The organism is Burkholderia sp. USMB20 (assembly GCF_000949135.2).
In the GTDB taxonomy this organism is placed as follows: domain Bacteria; phylum Pseudomonadota; class Gammaproteobacteria; order Burkholderiales; family Burkholderiaceae; genus Burkholderia.
In genome coordinates this window covers 216822-235868 of the sequence record NZ_JTAN02000003.1, presented here as the reverse complement: position 1 = coordinate 235868, position 19047 = coordinate 216822, and the positions used below count along the sequence as shown (strand labels likewise).

Genomic DNA, 19047 nt, shown 5'->3' with positions numbered 1-19047 from the left:
GGCCGTTCGACACTGGCCTGATGGCCACTTCGAACGCAGCACGCGATTTTGCCGTCAAGATGCTTGCCCGAACCTTCGAATTTTCTTCCTGTGGAGCACTCCATGTCACGCCTGCCGCCGCCGCTCGCGCTCGCCGCGTCGCTCGCCCCGCTTGCCCCGCTTGCCTCGTTTGCCTCGTTTGCCTCGTTTGCCTCGTTTGCCTCGTTTGCCTCGTTTGCCGCATTTGCCGCATTTGCCCTTTCAGCGCCGGCCGCCACCGCCGCCGCCACCGCGCCTCCGGTCAGCGCGGGCTGCGGCGGCCCCACGACGGCGATCGCCGACCTCCGGCATTCCGGCGGCCGGTCGCCGCTGGCCGGGCGCACCGCGTCGATCGAAGCGATCGTCACCGCGGCATTCGGCGGCGCCGACGGCTTCGGCGGATTCTTCGTCCAGCAGGCGGATGCGCAGCGGCGCCACCGGCCGGGCGTCCCGGAAGGCCTGTTCGTCTACGCGCCGCACGCGCGTGTCCGCCCGGGCGAACGCGTGCACGTCACCGGCAGGATCGAGCAGAAGTACGGCCGCACGCAACTGGCTCTGTCGGGCCGCGTGGCCGTCTGCGCGCGCGGGCAGACCGTCACGCCGGCCGCGCTCGTGCTGCCGGTCGACAGCGAGTCAGTATTCGCCGCGCATGAAGGCATGCGCGTGCGCTTTCCGCAAACGCTGACCGTCAGCGATACCTACGACCTCGGCCGCTACGGCAGCATCGTGCTCAGCCACGGTCGCCTCTACATGCCGACGCACGTGGTGCCGCCGGCTGACGCCGCCGCGCAGGCGGCGGCCAATGCCCGCAACCGCATCGTGCTCGACGACGGTTCGAGCCGCGTGAACCCCGCGACCGCCCGCTATCCGCCGCCTGCGCTGGGCGCCGCCAACACGCTGCGCGCGGGCTACACGGTGCGCGGCGTCGAAGGTGTGCTCGAGCAGCGCTACGGCACGTGGCGAGTGCAGCCCGTGCCGGCGTCGGCGCCGGTCTTCGACGCCGCATCGAATCCGCGGACCGATGCCCCGCCGCGGCATCCGCAGGCCGACGTGCGGGTCGCGTCGTTCAACGTCTTCAACTATTTCAACGGCGACGGAAGCGGCGGCGGCTTCGACGATCCGGCCAATCGCGGCGCGAAGACGCCCGCCGTCTTCGCGCGCCAGGAAGCGAAGATCGTCGCCGCGCTGCGCGCACTGCGCGCCGACGTGATCGGCCTGATGGAAATCGCGAACAACGGCCACGGCCCCACGAGCGCCGTGCAGCGTCTCGCGGCGCGGCTCGGCGACGGCTGGCGCGCGGTCGACCCCGGCACGGCGCGACTCGGCCGCGATGCGATCGCGGTCGCGCTGCTGTACGACAGCCGGACGACCGAACCCGTCGGGCGCGCCGCGACCGTCGCGCTCGACGGCGGCAATCGACCGCCGCTCGCGCAGACGTTCCGGCGCATCGGCGGCACCCGCGCATTCACGGTCGCGGTCAATCACCTGAAATCGAAGAACTGCCCACGGGCGAGCGGCCCGGATCTCGACCAGTCGGACGGTCAGGGCTGCTGGAACGCGACGCGCACGCGTACGGCCGAACGCATCGCCGCGTGGCTCGCCACGTCGCCGACCGGCGCCCCGGCCGACGGCGTGCTGCTGATCGGCGACCTGAACAGCTACGCGAAGGAAGACCCGCTGCGCGCGCTCGAATCGCGCGGTTACACGAACCTCGTCGCCCGCTTCGCCGGCAACGCCGGCTACAGCTACGTATTCCGCGGCGAAGCGGGCAACCTCGACCACGCACTCGCCACGTCGCCGCTCGCCGCGCGCGTGAAGGCCGTGCACGCGTGGCACATCAATGCCGACGAACCGGTCGCGCTGCAATCCGTGCCCGATTACAAAACCGCGGCACAACGGGCGGCCTATTACGCACCCGATGCCTATCGCTCGTCGGATCACGACCCCGTCGTCATCGACCTCGCGCCGGACGGAGGCGCCACCTGAGCCACCGCGGGCACAAACCCTGCTCCACCGAGAGACGGGCGATTAGTGCAATTGCATCAGCGTGATGCGTGCAACGGCACTATTTACCTGGCGCATCGGGCGACGCCATATTTACCGGACTTTCACGTCGCGCCAACGGCTTGCTGGTCGCTTCGCCCCGAAGCGCGAAATTTTTTCAACCGCCGCTCCGTCCCATTGCGCGGGGCTTTCCGGGAAATTTGCCGGCGAATTGAAAATTTGTCTCGAAACTCAATTGGCTGATGTGAATCACATTGGTTGCTGGGATTCGTCTTATCTTCAAATTAGCCTGCAAATCAAATCGAAGGAGGATAAACACCATGGCGCTCACCGACTCGATCGAACACAAGCTGGACCGCGGCCTGTCCGACATCCGTCGCACCGGCCGGCGCGTGGGACGCACGACGCGCTCGGCGGCTCGCGACCTGCATGCGGACGTGTCCGACGATCTGCGCGGGCTGGTCGATGAACTGGAAGACCTGCTGAAGAACGACGGCGACGGCGATATCGCCGCGCTGCGCAAGCGCGTGCAGGCGCGGCTCGACGAAGCGCGCAGCACGCTCGACTACGCGTCGGGCACCGCGGTCGCGCGGCTGCGCGATTCGGCCGAACGCGTATCGCAAGCCGTGCACGACAATCCATGGCAGACCGCAGGTGTCGTCGCGGGTCTCGCGTTCGTCGCCGGCCTGCTCCTTTCCCGCCGTTGAACGGGGCGACCACCCCGTCCTTCCTCACCCCGACAACGAAGGAGAAACGCCATGCAGAAGTCCCTCGTCCTGAAAGCCGCCGCCGCCGTCATGCTCGGCAGTCTCGCACTTGCCGGCTGCACCACCACGCCCAACAAACCCGACAACGCATCGGCCAGCGCGTCGAAACGCGAGTCGATCGACGCGAGCGTGAACGCGACGATCTCGCGCCTCTATTCGACGGTGCCGGGCTCGCGTGAACTCGTCGCGAAATCGCGCGGCGTGCTCGTGTTCCCGAACGTGCTGCAGGCCGGCCTCATCGTCGGCGGCCAGTCCGGCAACGGCGCGCTGCGCGTCGGCGGCAGCACCGTCGGCTACTACAACACGTCGTCGCTGTCGGTCGGCCTGCAGGCCGGTGCGCAATCGAAGGCGATCGTGTTCCTGTTCATGACGCAGGATGCGCTCGACTCGTTCCGCAAGTCCGAAGGCTGGTCGGCCGGCGCCGACGCCTCCGTCGCGGTCGTGAAGATGGGCGCGAACGGCGCGATCGACTCCAACACGGCCACCGCACCGGTCGAGGTGCTGGTGCTGACCAACGCGGGCCTGATGGGCGATCTGTCGGTCAGCGGCACCAAGGTCACCCGGCTCCACATCTGACGATGCGGCACGGCCCCCGGGCCGGTTCGCTTCCCGGCAACGCCGCGGCCCCGGCCGCGGCGTTTTCTCGTGCGCCGCGCGCGGCGGGTATGATGGCGGCACCTTTGCGGGCATACTGCCGATCAGGCCGCCCTGCCGCGCTGCGCCGCGACATCCGTGACGTTCGCGAGCCGATCGCGCCCGAGGCAACGAAATTCAATCAAACCAGGCATCAATCTGCGCGAACCATCCATGGATAGCGGACACGATCACCAAAAATTCTTCTATTTCCTGCTGTTCGCGGTCACCGTCGGACTGTGCTGGATACTCGCGCCGTTCTCCGGCGCCGTCTTCTGGGGCACCATTCTCGCGATCCTGTTCCAGCCGGTGCAGCGCTGGCTTGCCGCGCGCTTCGGCAAGCGGCGCAACCTGGCCGCGCTCGTGACGATGTCGCTGATCATCCTGATCGTGATCCTGCCGCTCGTGTTCGTCATGGCGACGCTCGTGCAGGAAATCGCGTACGTGTACCAGGAACTGAAGAGCGCGCAGCCGAATTATTCGCAGTACTTCCATGACATCATTCATGCGCTGCCGACGTCGATCCAGAACCTGCTGCAGAAATACGGGCTGACCAACATCCCCGGCATCCAGAAGAAGCTGACCGACGGCGCCGCGCAGATCAGCCAGTTCGCGGCGACCCAGGCGCTCAGCATCGGCCAGAACACGTTCCAGTTCGTCGTCAGCTTCGGCGTGATGCTGTACATGGTGTTCTTCCTGCTGCGCGACGGCGGCGAGATCGGCCGCCGCGTGCGCCGCGCGATGCCGCTCGACGAAGAGCACAAGAACCTGCTGCTCGCGAAGTTCACGACGGTTGTGCGCGCAACCGTGAAGGGCAACATCGCGGTCGCGCTCGTGCAGGGCGCGCTCGGCGGCCTGATCTTCTGGATCCTCGGGATCGAGGGTGTCGTGCTGTGGGGCGCGCTGATGGCGTTCCTGTCGCTCCTGCCGGCGATCGGCGCGAGCCTCGTGTGGGTGCCCGCCGCGCTCTACTTCCTCGCGATCGGCGCGATCTGGAAATGCGTGATCCTCGTCGCGTTCTGCGTCGGCGTGATCGGCCTCGTCGACAACCTGCTGCGCCCGATCCTCGTCGGCAAGGACACGAAGATGCCCGACTGGGTCGTGCTGATCTCGACGCTCGGCGGGATGGCGCTGTTCGGCATCAACGGCTTCGTGATCGGGCCGCTCGTCGCTGCGCTGTTCATGGCGAGCTGGGACATCTACGCGCGCGCCGAACAGGGGGAGTGACGCCGCGCGTCACGGATGACGAAGATGCGCCGCTTGGTTCGATCGCGCGCCGCCGTCGGTGCCGCCCATGTTGTCTTCATCTGCATGTTCCGCCTCCCTTCCCGCTTCTCGCCACGCAAATGAAAACGGCGGCGTGACGCGCAGGTCACGCCGCCGCTTGCCGGCAATTACTTTAGGGAGAGCGACCGGAACAATATATGAGAAAAGTCCTAAACTGATACCGGAATATTCGGACTCAATGCGCGCGAGCGCGACGGCTCACGCGTCCGGATCGACGCGCAGCACGAGCTTGCCGCGATGGTCGCCGTCGAACAGGCGGTTCAGCACGTCGGGGGCGTTTTCGAGTCCGTCGGCGACGGTTTCCTCGGCCTTGAGCCGGCCGTCGCGCAGCCATCCCGCGAGCGTCTGCACCGCTTCGCGGCTCTTGCGGTAGTCGAGGATCAGGAAGCCGCGCATCGTGATCCGCTTCGAGATCAGCACGCCGACGTCGTCCGCCGCGCGGCCGCTGTTGTAGTTCGAGATCACGCCGCACAGCGCGACGCGCCCGCCGATCACCATGCGCGACAGCACCGCGCGCATCACCTCGCCGCCGACGTTCTCGAAGTTCACGTGCACGCCGTCCGGCGTCGCCGCCTTCAGCTGCTCACGGAAATCGTCGGCCTTGTAGTCGACGGCCGCGTCGAAGCCGAGCGTCTCGGTGAGGTAGCGGCACTTGTCCGCGCCACCCGCGATACCCACCACGCGCGCACCGTGGATCTTGCCGATCTGGCCGGCAATCGAGCCTACCGACCCGGCCGCCGCCGACACGACGAGCGTCTCGCCGGGCTGCACCGGCGCGATGTCGGTCAGCCCGTAGTACGCGGTCAGGCCGCTCATCCCGCACGCGCCGAGCAGCGTCGGCAGCGGCAGGCCCGACTGCGCGGGCAGCTTCACGAGTTGCGCGGCCTGGTCGGCCGGCACCCGCGCATAGTCCTGCCAGCCGAGCAGCCCCTGCACGAGATCGCCTTGCGCGAACCCCGCGTGGCGCGACGCGACCACGCGCCCGATGCCGAGCGCACGCATCACTTCGCCGATCGCGACGGGCGGCAGGTATTGCGGCACGTCGCTCATCCACACGCGGTTGGTCGGATCCATCGACAGATACAGCACGCGCACGAGCACTTCGCCGTCGGCGAGCGCCGGCACCGGCGTTTCGACGAGCGAAAAGTGTTCGCGGCCGACCCGGCCTTCCGGGCGTGTCTTCAGCAGCAGCTGGCGGTTCACGGGTGTCGACACGATGTTCTCCTCCGGTTGTGTTTATCGATGCGCGTCAGACCGCGCACATGCCGCCGTCGATCACGAGTTCGGCGGCCGTCACGAAGCGGCTTTCGTCGGATGCCAGATAGACGGCCGCATGCGCGACGTCGTCCGGTTCGCCGAGCCGGCGCAGCGGAATGCCGCGTGCGAGCTTGCGCGTCGCATCGCGTTCGCCGAGCGACTGGAACAGCGGCTCGACGATCCCCGTGCGAATGAACGCCGGGTGAATCGAGTTGCAGCGCACGTCGAGCTCGCGGCGCGCGCAGTCGATCGCGACCGACTTCGTCAGCGACGCGACCGCGGCCTTCGACGCGTTGTACGCGGTGAAATCCGGCTCGACCTTGAACGCGGCCACCGACGAGATGTTGATGATCGATGCGGGATGGCTCTCGGCCAGATACGACAGCGCATGCTTGCAGCCGAGCACGATGCTCTCGACGTTGACCGCCATCACGCGCCGCCATTCGTCCAGTTCGATCTGCGCGGGCGAGCCGATCGAGCCGACACCCGCGTTGTTGACGAGCACCGACAGCCCGCCCATCGCATCGACCGCCTGCGCGAGCAGCGCTTGCCAGCGCGCTTCGTCGCGGACGTCCTGCGTCGCGGCAAACGCGACCGGCGTCGCGTGGCCCGCGTTGAGTTCGTCGGCGAATGCATCGAGCACCGCCGCGTCGGCAACGTCGGTCAGGAACACGCGCGCGCCCTGCTCGACCATCCGGCGCGCGATCGCGCGGCCGAGGCCGCCGGCGGCGCCCGTGATGTACGCGTACTTGCCTGCGAGGCGCGGGGAAACGATTGTCATGGGACCTGCTCCTGTCGTGAGTCGTCGCGGCGGACCGGTGCCGCGACGGCGGTTGCCGTGCGCCGGCCGACGGCCGCGCGGTATGCGCGAGTATAGCGAGCCGGCCGCACCGCGCCGGACGAATCCGGCGGCCTGCCGCTGCCGGCCCCGCTCGAACGAACGCCAGCGTACGCGATTGCCGCCAATCGATGAAATGAATCTTCGTAATGCCCGGTCATAGACATGACTCATGACCTTCGGATCCGCGGGCGGCGGGACGAGCGGACGGACGGACGGGCGGGCACGGCACGGCACGGCACGGCACGGCACGGCCGATCATCGCCGATGTCGGCTCGATAACGACCGGGAAACGGCTTTTGACAATAACCAAGAAGGAATGGGACGGGACTCGGGGGGCCACCGCCGCGGCGACGACCGCATCCGGCACCGGCGCACCGATGCGCGGCAACGAACAGCCGTCAGAACCCGTCGCCGGACGTACGCATGAACGCGCAGAACTGCGGGGAATGCGTGTCGATCATCTGCTGGAACGGTGCGCGATGCCCGTACGCGATGCCGGACACGAGGAGCAGGCAGACGGCCGCGATGCGCGGCGAGAACGCGCGCTTGTGCGCCCGCCGGTAGGCGCGCAGGAACACCAGCGCGACCAGCGCGCCGAGCAGCCAGCCGACGACGACTTCCGGGACCGTGTGCGAATGGTCGAACACGCGCGCGACGCCCGTCAGCGCGCCGACGACGAGACCGGCCGCCACGCCCGGCTCCTTGCCCGGACGGAATGCCTGCCACAGCATCGACAGCGCGACGGTCCACACGGACGTCGACAGCATCGTATGGCCGCTGATCACGCGGAAATCGAACTGCGGGATCTCGACACCACAGCCCGCATAGAGAATCTTGGTCGCCCCGACCAGGCTCATGCCGGCCGCGAGCAGCGCGATCCAGCGCACCGCGAGCCGCCAGTTGGACAGCGCGAGCCAGACGGCGCAGGTCAGCGCGACCGGCAAGGTCAGCGCGGCATCGCCGATGTTGCTGATTTCACTCCACATGACGGACGTCGAACGGCTGGCAAAAGGCGCAGTTTAACGCAGGCGCGCCACGCGCCTGTTTCAGCCTGTGACAAGCTGTATCAGCCCGCGACACCCGTGATCAGCAGCAGGTTCGTGCCGGTGATGACGGCGAACAGTACCCAGGCGGCGGCCTGCATCCTGCGGCCGATCGCATGCTCGCCCATCGTGTTGCGATCGCTGACCGACCGGATCAGCGGCCACATCGCGAACGGCAGCTGCAGACTCAGCAGCACCTGGCTCCAGACGAGCAATTGCCCGACCGAGTTTTCGCCGAGCCACAGCACGCCGATCAGCGCGGGCACCAGTGCGAGCCCGCGCGTGATCAGCCGGCGCTGGTAGCACGGGATTTTCGTATGCAGGAAGCCGTCCATGATCACCTGGCCGGCGATCGTGCCGGTCAGCGTCGAGCTTTGCCCCGACGCGAGCAGCGCGATGCCGAACAGCAGCGCGGCCGCGCCGCCCGCGATCGGCGTGATCAGCCGGTACGCCTGTTCGATGTCGGTCACGTCGTGCTGGCCGGTCGCATGGAACGCCGCGCCCGCGACGACCAGGATCGCCGCATTGACGAGCATCGCGACGAACAGCGACACGCAGGTGTCGATGCGCACCAGCGCGAGCGTGTCGCGGATCAGGCCGCGCGCGCCGCCGACGACATGGCGCGTCTGCACGACCGACGAATGCAGATACAGGTTGTGCGGCATGATCGTCGCGCCGACGATGCCGAGCGCGAGCACGATCGCGTCCTTGCGGTCATGGCCCGGATTGCCCGGCACGAGCCCCTTCGCGACCGCATGCCAGTCGGGCGGCGTGATCGCGACCTGCGCGACGAAGCAGAACGCCATCGTCGCGATCAATCCGAGCACGATCGCCTCGATCTGCCGGACGCCCTTGCCTTGCAACCCGAGCACGATCACCGTATCGAGCGCGGTCAGCACGATCCCCCACGCGAGCGGCACGCCGAGCAGCAGCTTGAACGCGAGCGCGCAGCCGAGCACTTCGGCGATGTCGCACGCGATGATCGACACCTCGGCGGTCACCCACTGCACGATGCGGCCGAAGGTGCCATAGCGGTCGTAGCTGGCCTGCGCGAGATCCTTGCCCGCGACGAGGCCGAGCCGCGCGGCGAGCATCTGCAGGAAGATCGCGGCGAGGCTCGAGAACGCGACGACCCACAGCAGCGAATAGCCGAATTGCGAGCCGGCCTGGATGTCGGTGGCCCAGTTGCCGGGATCCATATAGCCGATCGCGACCAGCAGGCCCGGGCCGAAGAAGCGCTTGAGCTTCATCCAGCGCGACGCGCCGGCGTCGATCGTGATGCTGCCCTTTACTTCCGACGGGCAGAAGGGGGCTGTGGCGGTAGTGGGAAGCAGGGGCATGGAAACCGGGGATCGTGATCGCGACACGGTGATTTTACGTTCATCCGCCCCGCTTTCTCCCGCGCATCGCCGCGCACACCCCGGCTCGCCCGCTCGCCGTCGGCAGTCGCGAGCCGCGGCGCGGGCTGCCGATCGGCCTGCGGGTGCGGCGTCCCGGCACCGTTCGTCAGGATCCGCTCGCGCTCGGCGACGCGAAATTCGGTCGGCGACACCAGCAGGCGCTGGCGAAACAGCTTGGCCAGACGCTCGCCGCTGCCGAAGCCCGTGCGCCGCGCGACCTTGTCGGCCGGCAGCGTCGTGTGGACCAGCATGTGGCAGGCGCGCTCGAGCCGCACGTGCTGCACGAACTCGGTCGGCGTCACGCCGATTTCCTTCTTGAAGCGCCGCAGGAAATTGCGCTCGCTCATCGCGACCGTCTGCGCGACTTCCGCAACCGAAATGCGGTTCGCGCTCTGCGCGCGCAGCCGCTGCACCGACATCCGGATCGACGGGCTCGCGCTCAGTTCGCGAAACGCCCACATCGACTGCGCATAGCGCTGCTCGACCGGCTGCATCAGGTTGCTGGCGATCTCCTGTGCGGCGCTGTCGCCGAGATCGGCGCGGAACATGTCGAGCACGGTCGCAAACACGTCGGCCTCGCCGGCCTGCAGTTCGATCGTGGCCGCCGCACCGCGGGTGCGATCGGTTCGCGCGCGATCGACTTCCGTCTGCCGCTGCGACGCGGCGAGCGTCGACAGGCCCATCGCATCGACGATCCAGCGCGCATGGCGGCGGATGTCGCTCAGGCGGCGCCGCAACGCATCGTTCCAGTTGATCGACGCACGCTCACCATGAAGATGAAAGAACGCGTGTGCACGATGGCCATGCTCGTCACCGAGCGAGTCGGCGGCGATCTGCACACCGGACGACGACTGCAGCAAGCCCCCGTTTTCGGATACGTACTTCAGCTGGTAATCCGCATTGAACGCGTTCAGGCGATTCGCCAGGTTGAAAGCCTCGCTCAGACGCGCGGCCTCGGCCAAGGAAAAACCCGTACTCAAATAGATTACGACCCACCTCTGATCTGCTGCTTCCACTGGCCAAGCCCCCGGACTGTTTCGACTTCTTTTAATTGCCGTCGAACTGTCAGGCTTATATTTGGTTTGAACACGTGCGACAGGGACGGCTATCTCGAAATATGAAGCGACGGCATCTTAGCCGAACTAGCCGAACGGGTCGTCTCTTTGTCACGAAATGGCCGACCGGGACAGTATGATGGCGGATTTTTACAGGCTATCGCCGACCGATGATCTGGCCGCGCGGAAATGCGCGTGTCGACGGGCGGACTCGCATCGTGACGCCTGCCTCGCATCGCGCTTCGGCTCCACGCACGCTCGCGTAGCGGGACGATCGTCATCGGCATGCATCGGACGGCATCGGTCGCCTATACAACGCGCACCCGCGTTCCGTTGTTCGCGCATCCATTAGAATCGCCCCACCGCCCACCACGCCGCCTTCGTCCGTGCCCGCCGATCATCGTCTCGACCTGAACCTGTTCCGCGTGCTCGATGCGGTCTACGTGCACGGCGGCATCGGCGCGGCCGCCCGTGCGCTGCACCTGACGCAGCCCGCCGTCACGCATGCGCTCAACCGGCTGCGCGCGCATTTCGACGACCCGCTGTTCGTGCGCCAGGGCAACCGCGTCGTGCCGACCGAGCGCACGCGCGCGATCATCGCGGACGTGCAGCTTCACCTCGCCGGCCTGCAGCGCGCCGCGCGCGACCCGGCGGCATTCGACCCGGCGACGCTCGACCTGAGCATCGCGGTCGGCATTCGCGACGTGCTCGAATCGATCGCGCTGCCGCAGATCGTCGCCGCGTTCGCCGGCGCAGCGCCGGGCCTGCGATTCGTGAGCCGCCGCGTCGCGGTGCACGACATCGAACGCGAACTCGCGTCGGGCAATCTCGATCTGGCTGTCGATCGACGCGTGCAGACCGGCCCGCGCATCGTGACCGAGCACCTGCTCGACGATTCGCTCGTCGTCGCGATGCGGCACGATCATCCGTTGACCGGCGGTCCGCTGCGGCGCAGCGACTATTTCGCCGCGCGTCATGTCGCGGTGTCGTCGCTCGGCGAACCGCAATCGCTCGACGTGCTGCTCGGCAACGACGGACGCTTCCGTCACATCCAGCTCGTCTGCCAGCATTACTTCGCCGCCTGCCAGATCGCCGCGGCGGGCGACCTGCTGCTGACGCTGCCGCGCACGTATGCGCTGCGCATGGCGGCGATGCTGCCGATCGCCGTGCAGCCGCTGCCGCTGCGGCTCAAGCCGTTTCCGCTGCTCGCGTACTGGCACGAGTCGCGCGAGACCGACCGCGCGCACCAGTGGGTGCGCGAACGCGTCGCCACGCTCGTGCGCCGGAGTGCCGGCGTCGCCGTCTGATCCCGGCGAGCCCCGGCGACGCGCGTAGCGCCCGCGTTTTTCGTCGAGACGGTATGCTGACGGCTCGCACGCCGCGCATCGTCGCGGCCGCCTCTTTCCCGCTTACCGGAGACTTGCCATGCCGCTCATCCACGCTGCCGCCACCCTCGCCGCCGACGCGCCCGACTACGTCGTCCAGCTGCAGGCCGGCACGCACGCGCTGACCGGCGACGAAGCGCCGCGCGAAGGCGGACAGGGCCTCGGGCCGGCGCCGTTCGAGTTCGTGCTGGCCGGGCTCGCGCAATGCACGGCCGCGACGCTGCGCATGTACATGCAGCGCAAGACGTGGCCGGCCACGCGCATCGACGTGCGCACCGAACTGCATGCCGATCGTGAAGGGCAGCAATACGTGCGCCGCGTCGTGACGCTCGACGGCCCGCTCGACGATGCGCAGCGCCAGCGGCTCGCGGAAATCTGCGAGAAGACGCCGGTGACGCTGTTCATCAAGCGCGGCACACGCATCGAAACGACGCTGAACTGACGGGCGGCGTACCGCGCCGCACGCGATCGACGCGTCACATAGAAAACGGGCGGGCCGCGCGCGATGCGCGGCCCGCCCGTTTGCGGATGTCGTCCGGCGCTCAGAGTCCGAGCGCGGACAGGTCCAGCTTGCCGTCCTTCACCGGCGGGCACCAGAAATACGCGCCCGTCAGCGGTCGCGTGAAGCGGAACAGGCCGTCGACGATGCCGTCGTCCGCGCCGCTCATCCGGCGCATCTGCACGTCGAACGCGCGGAACGAACAGCCGAACGCGACGAAGTAGAGCCCCGCGCGGCGCGCATCGGACCACGGCGACGAACGGCGCAGCATGAATGCCTCCGGCTCGAAGCTCTCCTGCGCGGTGCGCTTCACGTGCGCGAACTCGGGCGCGTCGTCGAGCTCCTCGTTGTCCGAGCGGCGGCGGCCGATGATGTGATCCATGTCGCCCGACGCAATGCGCTCCATCTGGTCGAAGTCGTGCAGCCATTGCTGAACCGCGACAAAGCTCGAACCGTCGAGCCCCGCGCCCTGCCCCGTGACGACCGCCGCGGCCAGCGCGTCGTCGCCGGTCGGGTTCTCGGTGCCGTCCTCGTAACCCGACAGGTCGCGATCGTTCGAATAGCGGAACCCGTCGACCGCGTCCTGCAGCACGAACGCCGGCGCGAGCGCCCGCTCGATCGCCCGTGCGCGCAGCACGAGTGCGCCGCGATCGTCGCCGCGCAGCCAGACCCAGACGTCGGCCGGCGTGATCGGCAGCGTACGGTCGTTCACCGCGAACGCCGGGTATTCGGTGAGCCCCGGAACCGGGCGGCCGAGATGCGCGGCCAGCGCGTGCCCGAAGCCTGCGACCGTGTCGCGCCCGTCGACGAGCTCGCGCAATGCCGCGAGCGCCGCGGCCACATTGACGTTGTTCGAAATCGTGAAAGTGAGGTATCGGGCCGCCGTGTCGATCGGAGCCAGGATGCCTTGCTGAACGTCGCTCATCGTTTCCTCAGGAGTGTATCGGGGTGAATCCGCGGGGCCGCAGCGGCCGGCGCGCAACGGCAGAGTGTAATCGATGCCGCCCGCCGCCCCGTGCGGCACCGCACCGCGGAACACGCACGAAAGAGGGCCAAAACCCCGAATACTAACCGCATCGCTGCTGCAACGCCGCATTCGTCAGACGTTGCAGCGCGTCCGGCTCTGCTGATAAAATTCCTTCACGTCTTTTTCGGCGTCCTTTCAACCGTTCACTTCAGGGAGGTGCAGATGTTCCGAATGCCAGCAACCTTCCCGAACGTGGTCCCACGACGCGGCTGATCCAGCCCGTCGTCCGCGCCGGCTTCCGGGTGCTCCGCTAACCCGCCCGCCCGCGCAATTTCCCGACAGCCCGTTTCGTTTCGCCCGCGTCGTGCGCGCGGTCCGGCTGTCGCGTTTTCGACGTTCTCCGAACCGGAAAGTCCCGTCGCGCGATGCGCCGGGCAACGATACATGACCAGAAAAACCACCCATCTGGGCGGCCAGGCATTCCAGGCCGTCTTCGGCTTCACGTTCCGCTACTGGCGCAAGCAGCCGGTGCGCATCGCGACGATCACGACGCTGGCGCTGCTCGGCGCGCTTGCCGACGTGCTCACGCCGCTGTTCGCCGGGCGCCTCGTCGATGCGCTGTCGAGCGGCCCGACCGACCGCGCCGCCGCGTGGCATGCGGCCGTCACCGCGTTCGGCACGCTGGCCGCGCTCGGCATCGGCGCGACGCTGCTGCGGCAGGGCGTCTACCTGAACATCATCACGCTCACGCTGAAGATGATGAGCGAGATCGCCGCGGCGTCGTTCCATCGCGTGCAGCGTTTCTCGACCGACTGGCACGCGAACAGCTTCGCGGGATCGACCGTGCGCAAGATCACGCGCGGGATCTGGGCACTCGACCTGCTGAACGACACGGTGCTGATCGCGCTGCTGCCGTCGGTCACGATGCTCGTCGGCGCGACCGTGCTGCTCGGCACGCACTGGCCGGTGATGGGGCTCGTCGTCGGTGCGGGTTCGCTGCTGTACATCTCGGTGACGGTCGCGGTGTCGCTCGGCATCGTCGCGCCGGCCGCGCGGCTCGGCAACCTGTGGGACACGCGCATGGGCGGCGCGCTCGCCGACGCCGTGAGCTGCAACGCGGTCGTCAAGGCGTTCGGCGCGGAATCGCGCGAGGAAGCGCGGCTCGATCGCGTGATCGGCAAGTGGCGCCAGCGCACGCGCCGCACGTGGGTGCGCGGCACGTTCAACGGCGGGCTGCAGGGCGCGATGCTCGTCGCGATGCAGGCGGCGATGATCGGCGTCGCGCTGCGGCTGTGGGCGAACGACGAAGCGAGCGTCGGCGACATCGCGTTCTCGCTGACGATGTTCTTCATGCTGCAGGGCTACCTGCGCGACGTCGGCATGCACATCCGCAACCTGCAGCGCTCGGTCAACGACATGGAAGAGCTCGTCGCGCTCGAGCGCCAGCCGCTCGGCATCGACGATCGGCCCGGCGCGCCCGCGATCCGGATCGGGCAAGGCGAGATCCGCTTCGAGCACGTGACGTTCCGCTACGGCAACCATCCGGTGCCGCTGTACGACGACTTCTCGATGCGCATCGCGCCCGGCGAACGCGTGGGCCTCGTCGGCCATTCCGGGTCGGGCAAGACGACGTTCATCAAGCTGATCCAGCGCCTGTACGACGTGTCGGGCGGCCGCATCACGATCGACGGCCAGGACATCGCGCAGGTGCGGCAGGATTCGCTGCGCAGCCAGATCGCGATCGTCCAGCAGGAACCCGTGCTGTTCCACCGCACGCTCGCGGAGAACATCGCGTATGCGCGCCCCGACGCGAGCCGTGCGGAGATCGAGCGTGCCGCGCGTCTTGCCAGCGCGCACGACTTCATCGTCGCGCTGCCGGACGGCTATGACACGCTCGTCGGCGAGCGCGGGATCAAGCTGTCGGGCGGCGAACGCCAGCGCGTCGCGATCGCGCGTGCGTTCCTCGCGGATGCGCCGATCCTGATCCTCGACGAAGCGACGTCGAGCCTCGACAGCGAAAGCGAGGTGCTGATCCAGCAGGCGATGGAGCGGCTGATGGTCGGGCGCACGACGCTCGTCGTCGCGCACCGGCTGTCGACGGTGCGCGCGCTCGACCGTCTGATCGTGCTCGAGCGCGGCAAGGTGATCGAGGAAGGCAGCCACGACGCGCTGATCCGCATCGACGGCGGGACGTATCGCCGGCTGTTCGAGCGGCAGGCGCTGGAACTCGCGAAGGGCCTGATCGATCCGCCGCGGCGCACGGCGGACGGTCATGCCGGGCCGCTTGGAGAGCCGGCGCAAGCCTGAAGGCGCCCCGATCGCAACCGGATGCGCGGCGCACCGCCGCCGCGGCCGGTTGCGTCACGCGGGGACGTCGATGCGATCGTCAGGAATTCACGAGGCCGTTGCGTGCGTCGTCGATTCCATTCGACGGCGCCACGCGAGCCGCCGTGCGCTGCCCGGCAAACCCCTTGCGAACGAGGTAAATCAGCAATACGCCGATGACCAGCCCCGACAATACGTCGCACAGGTAATGCCCTCCCTGCGTAGGCGTCGATACGATCATCATGCCGTTCAGCACGATTCCGACCGGGAAGACGATACGCACATGCCGCAGCGAGTACGCGAAGCACAGTGCAAGGATGGTGTGCAGCGACGGAAAGGAAATGAGCCCTTGGGACGAAGCGAAAGCCAGCTCCCGGACGACTCCGCTTCGCAACGGCGCAAAGTCCGATACGGTGGAAATCGTACCTGGATCGCGAATGTCGAAGTGAAGAAACGCGCTCTCGGCCGGCAGCCATGCCGCGATCAGAATCGACACGAAGACTGCGACGATAAATTGCACCGCAAACTCGGCGTAGTCTTTCGAATTCGACGTCAGCGTGAGAATGATCGGGATCGCAAGGAGCTGGACGCTGCCGGACGCATACGCGAATCCGAGCACGGCATGCCAACCGGGATTTGCGGTCACCCATCTATACGCTTGCAGCCAGTGAAACCCGAGCGCGGCATCGATCGATACCAACGCATCGCTCACGAGCGGCAGATCGGTCGCCACAGCCAGGTACTGAAGGAGCGCGCCTGCATGCGTGAACACCGACAACAACGCGATCCACTGGAACGATTGCGCGACATTCTCGTAGAACGCCTTCCTGGCCGGCACTTTGTACGATGGGCGCGAGGCGAGCCAGGAAGCTGCGGTGACGGCAAGAACGACGGACAGCATTTGCGCGCTTTCGACCAGACTGCCCTTCGCAATCCGGAAATCGACGCGGTATGCCCAGATCACGTCGACGATTATCAGCATGATGGTCACCCACCACGCGGTCACGTAGATTTTCCGCATATTCTTCGACATACCCCTTTTCTCGTTCTTTTCTGTCGATCCCCGAGGCTCGAGCCGGACGTTGTCCGCACGTACCGCGTTCCCCGTACACCCGCAGATGCAGGCGCATCGTGCAACTGCGCTCCATAGCCTCGTACCGCATTCCAGCCGGTGCTTGAGAATAATACGCCGCCGTCCGTCAGGCGACGCCGACGCATCCGGCCCCGACGCCGCCCGCCGGGATCACTTATCATACCGGCCAGGCAATTTGCGACGAAAGGCGGATCATGTTTACAGGCATTGTTCAGGGTGTTGGCGTCATCAAGGCCATCGAGGATCACGGCGAACTGAGAACGTTCAGCATCGAATTCCCCGAGCGGTTCACCACCGACATCGAGATCGGCGCGAGCGTCTCGGTCGACGGCGTCTGCCTGACCGTGACGACCATCCACTCGCCCGAGCTGATCGACTTCGACGTGATGTTGCCGAGCCTGCGCATCACCACGCTCGCCGACCTCACGACCGGCGCCCGGATCAACGTCGAGCGGGCGGCGAAGGACGGCGCTGAAATCGGCGGACATCCGCTGTCCGGACATGTCGACTTCATGGGAACGATCGCGAACATCGCGTCGTCCGAACACAACCGGATGATCCGCATCGGCGTGCCGGCCGATTTCAGGCGCTACGTGTTTGCGAAAGGCTATATCGCGATCAACGGCTGCAGCCTCACCGTGTCGGACGTCAATCGCGACGAAGGCTGGTTCGACGTCTGGCTGATTCCCGAAACGCGACGCGCGACCACCTTCGATGCGAAGGGCGTCGACGACAAGGTCAATATCGAGATCGAGCGCAGCACGCAGGTCGTCGTGGATACGATCCGCGAGTCGGTCAAGGAAACCCTCGGGGAATTGACCGGCGTCGTCACGACGTTGCTCGCGGAGAAGGGCATCGATATCGAGGAACTGCTCGCGCGGAACGTCGCGAAGCTGCCGAAGGCGTAACGGCAAAGAACGCCGCCGTTCCCGGTGACGCTCGGGATCACCGGGCGTCGGTTTCCGTCGCGATGCGCCCGGCCGGCCGCCCCGCACGCCGCCTTACTCCGCCTCCGCCTGCGCCCCCTTCCCCACCGCCACCCGCTGCGCGCGATAAATCCCCGCGTGTCCGGAAAACAGATAGGCGACCACGCAGGCGACGATCGCATACACGCCGACATCCGCGCCGAACAGTTCGATTGCCATGATCGTCGACGCGATCGGCGTGTTGGCCGCGCCCGCGAACACCGCGACGAAGCCGAGCCCCGCCAGCACGGGCACCGGCAGCGCCAGCACCTGCCCGAGCGCGTTGCCCAGCGTCGCGCCGATGTAGAACAGCGGCGTCACTTCGCCGCCCTTGAATCCCGACGCGAGCGTGACGACGGTGAACGCGAACTTGCCCGCGAAATCGTAAGCCGGCAGCGGCCCGTGAAACGCGGCTTCGATCGTCGGAATGCCGAGCCCGAGATACTGCGGCACGTTCAGCACGGTGGCGGCCACCGCGACCAGCAGGCCGCCGAGCACCGGCTGAAGCGGCGCATGGCGGATCACGCGGCGAAACCACGCGGTCAACGCATGCGTCGCGAACGCGAACAGCCGGCCGACGACGCCGAACGCGACACCCGCGACGACCGTTGCGGCCAGCCCCGTCGCCGACACGGCCGGCACGAACGGAATCGCATAAGCGGTGTGATGCACGCCCCACGCGCGGCACACGACATCCGCGACGATCGCCGACGCGACGCAGGTCAGCAGCGCGTCGTACCGTACGCGCCCGATCGCGAGCACCTCGAGCCCGAACACGGCGCCCGCGAGCGGCGTACCGAACACCGACGCGAACCCGGCCGCGATGCCGCCCATCAGCAGCACGCGCCGATGCTCGCGATCGAGCCGGAACAGGTGCGTGACGCGATCGGCGAGCGCGCCGCCCATCTGCACGGCCGTGCCCTCGCGGCCAGCCGACCCGCCGAACAGGTGCGTGACGACGGTCGCGACGAGCACGAGCGGCGCCATCCGCTTCGGCACCAGCGCCTTCGGGTCGTGAATCTCGTCGATCAGCAGGTTGTTGCCGCGCGCGACCGACTGGCCGAACCGGTGGTAGACCCAGCCGGTCGCCAAACCGGCGGCCGGCAGCCCCCACAGCAGCCAGGGATGCGCGACGCGCGTGCCGGTCGCCCAGTCGAGCGCGATCAGGAATAACGCGGAAGCCGTGCCGGCCAGCGCGCCGAGCAACGCAGAGAGCGCGAGCCAGCGGCACACGTAGCGCACGGTCGCGAAAAAATCGGCAGAAGTCGAGAAAAACATGATTTCCAGATTCGACGGGACATCAAAACCTGGGCGGCAGAATACCGCATGGACGGCCTGCGACCTCCTGACGACCCAGGAACACGCAGGCATCATCAGCCGGGCAAACCGGCGGTTGAGGGCCGAACCGCGCGCGACGCGCCGGGATCGACCGCAGGGAGGCATGCCATCTCCGCAGGCGGCAATTGTACGCGACGCCGCACGGCGCACGCAATGCGGCCCCGCCGGGG

Annotated in this window: 16 protein-coding genes and 1 riboswitch; of the genes, 8 read left to right on the top strand and 8 right to left on the bottom strand. The window is 67.6% G+C overall.

What is annotated here, in order from left to right:
- Positions 1-102: 102 nt before the first annotated feature.
- The 4 genes from PL79_RS05130 (at position 103) to PL79_RS05115 (ending at position 4649) form a co-directional block, all read left to right on the top strand.
- The gene (locus tag PL79_RS05130) at positions 103-2004 is read left to right on the top strand and encodes an ExeM/NucH family extracellular endonuclease (protein ID WP_082088616.1); all 1902 of its coding nucleotides are present in this window, start codon (positions 103-105) and stop codon (positions 2002-2004) included.
- Positions 2005-2342: 338 nt separating this feature from the next.
- Positions 2343-2729 (top strand): DUF883 family protein, encoded by a 387-nt coding sequence (locus PL79_RS05125; RefSeq protein ID WP_044846611.1) that lies wholly within the window; start codon positions 2343-2345, stop codon positions 2727-2729.
- A gap of 51 nt (positions 2730-2780) precedes the next feature.
- Positions 2781-3365: a BPSL1445 family SYLF domain-containing lipoprotein gene (locus PL79_RS05120; RefSeq protein WP_044846612.1), complete on the top strand. Its 585-nt coding sequence runs from the start codon at positions 2781-2783 to the stop codon at positions 3363-3365.
- Between the two features lie 231 nt (positions 3366-3596).
- Positions 3597-4649: an AI-2E family transporter gene (locus PL79_RS05115; protein WP_044846613.1), complete on the top strand. Its 1053-nt coding sequence runs from the start codon at positions 3597-3599 to the stop codon at positions 4647-4649.
- Between the two features lie 258 nt (positions 4650-4907).
- Here PL79_RS05115 and PL79_RS05110 read toward each other — a convergent pair whose 3' ends face one another.
- The 5 genes from PL79_RS05110 to PL79_RS05085 form a co-directional block, all read right to left on the bottom strand.
- Complete coding sequence (locus tag PL79_RS05110) at positions 4908-5924, bottom strand: NADP-dependent oxidoreductase (protein ID WP_044846614.1); 1017 nt, start codon at positions 5922-5924, stop codon at positions 4908-4910.
- 34 nt (positions 5925-5958) lie between these two features.
- On the bottom strand, positions 5959-6747 hold the full coding sequence (locus tag PL79_RS05105; RefSeq protein ID WP_044846615.1) for an SDR family oxidoreductase: 789 nt from the start codon (positions 6745-6747) through the stop codon (positions 5959-5961).
- Between the two features lie 458 nt (positions 6748-7205).
- Positions 7206-7793 carry a phosphatase PAP2 family protein gene (locus tag PL79_RS05095; RefSeq protein WP_044846616.1) on the bottom strand — a complete coding sequence of 196 codons (588 nt, stop codon included), beginning with the start codon at positions 7791-7793 and terminating at the stop codon, positions 7206-7208.
- An 80-nt stretch (positions 7794-7873) separates the two neighbouring features.
- Positions 7874-9190 (bottom strand): Nramp family divalent metal transporter, encoded by a 1317-nt coding sequence (locus PL79_RS05090; protein WP_044846617.1) that lies wholly within the window; start codon positions 9188-9190, stop codon positions 7874-7876.
- Complete coding sequence (locus tag PL79_RS05085) at positions 9139-10212, bottom strand: helix-turn-helix domain-containing protein (protein WP_044846618.1); 1074 nt, start codon at positions 10210-10212, stop codon at positions 9139-9141. Before PL79_RS05085 ends, PL79_RS05090 begins: the two co-directional genes overlap by 52 nt.
- Before the next feature lie 479 nt (positions 10213-10691).
- On the opposite strand from PL79_RS05085, the gene PL79_RS05080 reads away from it, so the two are divergent.
- Both PL79_RS05080 and PL79_RS05075 read left to right on the top strand, forming a co-directional pair.
- Complete coding sequence (locus tag PL79_RS05080; protein WP_044846619.1) at positions 10692-11612, top strand: LysR family transcriptional regulator; 921 nt, start codon at positions 10692-10694, stop codon at positions 11610-11612.
- 118 nt (positions 11613-11730) lie between these two features.
- On the top strand, positions 11731-12132 hold the full coding sequence (locus PL79_RS05075; protein ID WP_044846620.1) for an OsmC family protein: 402 nt from the start codon (positions 11731-11733) through the stop codon (positions 12130-12132).
- 100 nt (positions 12133-12232) lie between these two features.
- On the opposite strand, the gene PL79_RS05070 is transcribed toward PL79_RS05075, so the two are convergent.
- Positions 12233-13114: a Dyp-type peroxidase gene (locus PL79_RS05070; RefSeq protein WP_044846621.1), complete on the bottom strand. Its 882-nt coding sequence runs from the start codon at positions 13112-13114 to the stop codon at positions 12233-12235.
- Positions 13115-13600: 486 nt separating this feature from the next.
- On the opposite strand from PL79_RS05070, the gene PL79_RS05060 reads away from it, so the two are divergent.
- Entirely contained in the window at positions 13601-15463 is a 1863-nt protein-coding gene (locus tag PL79_RS05060; RefSeq protein WP_044846622.1) for an ABC transporter ATP-binding protein, read from the top strand.
- Positions 15464-15542: 79 nt separating this feature from the next.
- Here PL79_RS05060 and PL79_RS05055 read toward each other — a convergent pair whose 3' ends face one another.
- Positions 15543-16514 carry a phosphatase PAP2 family protein gene (locus tag PL79_RS05055; RefSeq protein ID WP_044846623.1) on the bottom strand — a complete coding sequence of 324 codons (972 nt, stop codon included), beginning with the start codon at positions 16512-16514 and terminating at the stop codon, positions 15543-15545.
- 254 nt (positions 16515-16768) lie between these two features.
- Between PL79_RS05055 and PL79_RS05050 the strand changes: the two genes are divergently transcribed.
- A complete protein-coding gene (locus PL79_RS05050) occupies positions 16769-17482 on the top strand; it encodes a riboflavin synthase (RefSeq protein WP_044846624.1) in 714 nt (237 codons plus the stop codon).
- A gap of 93 nt (positions 17483-17575) precedes the next feature.
- Here PL79_RS05050 and PL79_RS05045 read toward each other — a convergent pair whose 3' ends face one another.
- Positions 17576-18817 carry a voltage-gated chloride channel family protein gene (locus tag PL79_RS05045; RefSeq protein ID WP_044846625.1) on the bottom strand — a complete coding sequence of 414 codons (1242 nt, stop codon included), beginning with the start codon at positions 18815-18817 and terminating at the stop codon, positions 17576-17578.
- A 79-nt stretch (positions 18818-18896) separates the two neighbouring features.
- Positions 18897-19000: riboswitch (Fluoride riboswitch) on the bottom strand.
- Between the last annotated feature and the right edge of the window lie 47 nt (positions 19001-19047).

Excerpts from the sequence above, each read along its gene's own strand:
- PL79_RS05060 (WP_044846622.1), top strand. The coding sequence starts at position 13,601 with ATGACCAGAAAAACCACCCATCTGGGCGGCCAGGCATTCCAGGCCGTC.
- PL79_RS05045 (WP_044846625.1), bottom strand. The coding sequence starts at position 18,817 with ATGTTTTTCTCGACTTCTGCCGATTTTTTCGCGACCGTGCGCTACGTG.
- PL79_RS05120 (WP_044846612.1), top strand. The coding sequence starts at position 2,781 with ATGCAGAAGTCCCTCGTCCTGAAAGCCGCCGCCGCCGTCATGCTCGGC.
- PL79_RS05095 (WP_044846616.1), bottom strand. The coding sequence starts at position 7,793 with ATGTGGAGTGAAATCAGCAACATCGGCGATGCCGCGCTGACCTTGCCG.
- PL79_RS05070 (WP_044846621.1), bottom strand. The coding sequence starts at position 13,114 with ATGAGCGACGTTCAGCAAGGCATCCTGGCTCCGATCGACACGGCGGCC.
- PL79_RS05105 (WP_044846615.1), bottom strand. The coding sequence starts at position 6,747 with ATGACAATCGTTTCCCCGCGCCTCGCAGGCAAGTACGCGTACATCACG.
- PL79_RS05125 (WP_044846611.1), top strand. The coding sequence starts at position 2,343 with ATGGCGCTCACCGACTCGATCGAACACAAGCTGGACCGCGGCCTGTCC.
- PL79_RS05055 (WP_044846623.1), bottom strand. The coding sequence starts at position 16,514 with ATGTCGAAGAATATGCGGAAAATCTACGTGACCGCGTGGTGGGTGACC.
- PL79_RS05050 (WP_044846624.1), top strand. The coding sequence starts at position 16,769 with ATGTTTACAGGCATTGTTCAGGGTGTTGGCGTCATCAAGGCCATCGAG.
- PL79_RS05090 (WP_044846617.1), bottom strand. The coding sequence starts at position 9,190 with ATGCCCCTGCTTCCCACTACCGCCACAGCCCCCTTCTGCCCGTCGGAA.
- PL79_RS05075 (WP_044846620.1), top strand. The coding sequence starts at position 11,731 with ATGCCGCTCATCCACGCTGCCGCCACCCTCGCCGCCGACGCGCCCGAC.
- PL79_RS05130 (WP_082088616.1), top strand. The coding sequence starts at position 103 with ATGTCACGCCTGCCGCCGCCGCTCGCGCTCGCCGCGTCGCTCGCCCCG.
- PL79_RS05115 (WP_044846613.1), top strand. The coding sequence starts at position 3,597 with ATGGATAGCGGACACGATCACCAAAAATTCTTCTATTTCCTGCTGTTC.